The 3,006-nt window shown below is 40.0% G+C and carries 3 protein-coding genes; all 3 read right to left on the bottom strand.

The window, feature by feature from the left end:
* Positions 1–333: 333 nt before the first annotated feature.
* A complete protein-coding gene (locus tag C7434_RS21865) occupies positions 334–702 on the bottom strand; it encodes a hypothetical protein (RefSeq protein ID WP_243835886.1) in 369 nt (122 codons plus the stop codon).
* Between the two features lie 970 nt (positions 703–1,672).
* Positions 1,673–2,146: a hypothetical protein gene (locus tag C7434_RS21860; protein WP_033739283.1), complete on the bottom strand. Its 474-nt coding sequence runs from the start codon at positions 2,144–2,146 to the stop codon at positions 1,673–1,675.
* The coding region (locus C7434_RS21855; protein ID WP_208295870.1) for an RHS repeat-associated core domain-containing protein at positions 2,143–3,006 on the bottom strand (864 nt) is incomplete at its 5' end. The genes C7434_RS21855 and C7434_RS21860, both read right to left, overlap by 4 nt.

Below are 3,006 nucleotides of genomic sequence, written 5' to 3'. Positions count from 1 at the left end.
GTGCGGCCATGGATATCGTACTGCCAGCGAATCCCGTTCAGTTCGGTCACGCGGTTATGCATGACGTGGGAAGCGGCATGGCGATCCAGCGGGTTGCCTGCACCGTCCCTGCACTAGTGCCCTTTACCAAGTTGCGCGACATCTTGGGAAAATAACTGACTAACATTATAATATTACTGGATATTTCCTACTATCAGCATTCAGAATGATAACTTATTTGTAATTTTAGGTTTTACAGTTTTATCATTCAATTAAAACTTAAAGATTATTATGATTGATGAGCAACCATATTTTTTCTTTACAGAATCCAAAAAATTATTAGCTTCACTCCTATTAGCGTGCAGGCGCAATGCGTTCGAGTTTCCCCGAATCCTGATTGAACAAAAAATGCCAATCATTCCATCCATCCAGCTTCTCACTAAAAACACAGGCTACCAAAACTTCTTTCTCAGGGGTGATTGTTAAATAATAGAAGTCTCCATTAACGGGAGAGAAAAAAGTCGATAAAACCTTTCCGGATCCGTTTATTACAGACAATCTTTTAGGCAATCTTTCCTTTTTATCGAGAACAAATAATAAGTTTCTACTGGAATCAATCAAGGACTGGTCGATGTTTGTAAAAAACATTGAAATAGTCTCTCCATTGTATCTCCACTCGACAGTTGATTCGCCAGCATTAACTTTCAGATTTTCAATTTTCACTACAAAAATCGCTCATCAAAGTTACTTTAATCGCTAAATATCAATAATCCCAACTTTAAGGATTGAATGCAAATTTCGCGTAGCGAGTTTTCCCATAGACTGTTACCCCTTCCATCTTTTCATGGTTCTTTACATTAGTAAAAATTTCTGACGCGCCGTTAGCAGCACAATGGAACCAGAAAAAATGCAAGCTTTTCAGAACAGTTTTACATAGCTCTGGCTTTCGATGTAGACGTAGCGAAATACCTTCGTGGATTTCATGCAGCATTCGGCAGCCTTGCATATAAATCGTATTATGACAGCGTTGTTAGACTGCTTACCTGTAACGATTGCTCGCGGGTTTTACTGATGCATATGGGTAGTTGTCGAGCCAGTGGCAAGTCACACATCCCTTTTTCTTTTTATAAGTACGAAAATTTAAGTTAAAACTGAGCAATATTAAGAGAGGGGGGGAATTAAATAGTCAATACTATAAAATCATACTATCTACAATGAACTTTAAGGGAAAATTGATAATTTTATTTAAAATCCACACAACTCCAGGATAATAAACAACTTAATTCTTAAGGAATACACCGATCAAATGAGAAATGTACCTGGATGGCTGAACTTCAGAAAAAGCAAAAAAAAATCAAAAGCTTATTTTCTCCAGGGTCACATTGAGTTTCAAAATAGCTGATAGCTTCATCCGATACAGGCTCCACCTTGCTAGCCGACAAACAACTCAAGATGACTTGCAACATCATAAAAAGGGAAAGGCAAGTTTCTCATCATACTCATACTCATTAATATCCGCTACCCTGGCAAAAGCCTGAAGAACCAAGATGATGAATATTGATTAGTGGACTACCATTAATACGACACCCCCAATACTCACGAAAATCAATAATCATAAAACAGATGGTTTTATTGAGGCGAAATCCTTTCACAACTCAAAAAAACTAACAAGAAATTCAATAAAACAACCACTTCAATTCCATTCTATATATATACCGCACTCAAAAGTATTGGGGTTTGATTGAACAGCTACATTACCCCACTGGAAGCACCATACATACCCATAGGGAGGATTTTTTATCTCACCATCATAGTTTTCGGGGTATTTATTCCGAGTCCATTCATATAACCTTTTTTCTTCATCCTTCAGCATATTTAAGTCAGCTTTTTTATTCCAATCGTGAAGGCTTTGAAAATAATCGCCACTTTTGCTAATAAGATAAACACTGCTTTTAAAAGAAAAAACTGCAGGTCTGAACTCTATAGTAAATGGTTCACTATGCCAGATAATTTCTTTAGCAAAGAAACAATATTTACCGACGCATGTCAAATCATCAGATGATTGAAAAAAATGAGATTTAATGAAGGAATCGTAAGATTCAAGCTCTATCTCATTTTCATTTATCCGCAAAATTCCAGTATTTACATCTAAAGTCATTTTTTTCATATATCTATTATTTTTCCTGGTTTCAGTTTAACTCTTGCTTCTTCTGGGATATAGAATTGTAGCCCTCCACCTTTGCCGTACCGTGCGTTTGCCTCAGCGCGTCCTGTAGCAACATATATATCCTCTTTAACATAATAGGCTCTTACCTGTGAACGCATAGGGAATGCTGGATTTAACTTGATTTGCAGGGCTTCATGGTAGCCAAGTGGATCACCTTTATATTGCCTTACAGTGGGATGACTTACAGTGTATGCAGGCAATTGGTCTCCATTAGGATGTAGTGCATAGAGTATAGTTCCTTTTTTTATTACTTTATTGGTGTATACATCAATGCCTGGATAATCTCTGTTATGTGGCCCCTGCCACTTAGTCGCTTCTTTAGAAGGATTTCTACACCTACTCAACCCCCACGGATCCACCCATCCCAGCGCATTCGGCGCATACTGATAAAGGTTGATCCCCCCCGCCAGCCCTATCGGGTCATGCTGGGTAAACCGGCCACTGTCCGGATCATAATAACGGAACAAATTATAGTGAAGCCCCGTTTCCCGGTCCAGGTACTGGCCCTGCATACGCAGGTTCTGCTCTACCACCGGAATTCGCTGATTCGATTCGCGCAGCAGTTTGCCCCACGGGCTGTTCACACCTTCCCATGTCTTCTGGCCTTCAACGTCGGTTAAAAGTTCTGGCGTGCCATTCGCGGCGCAGTGGAACCAGAATATCTCCGGACTTTCCATGCCATTAATACGGGCCAGTGGCTCATAACTCTGGCTGTCGCTGTAGACATAAGTCAGCGGAATATCGTCGTGGATTTCCTGCAGCAGACGGTAACCTTCCCACACAAACCGCGTTGTGACAGC

Origin of the sequence: Pantoea sp. PNA 14-12 (genome assembly GCF_004364735.1) — a bacterium.
Classification (GTDB): domain Bacteria; phylum Pseudomonadota; class Gammaproteobacteria; order Enterobacterales; family Enterobacteriaceae; genus Pantoea; species Pantoea stewartii.
This window is presented reverse-complemented; position numbering and strand designations above follow the sequence as displayed.

Coding starts and splice junctions, on each gene's coding strand:
- C7434_RS21860 (WP_033739283.1), bottom strand. CDS start 2,146: ATGAAAAAAATGACTTTAGATGTAAATACTGGAATTTTGCGGATAAAT.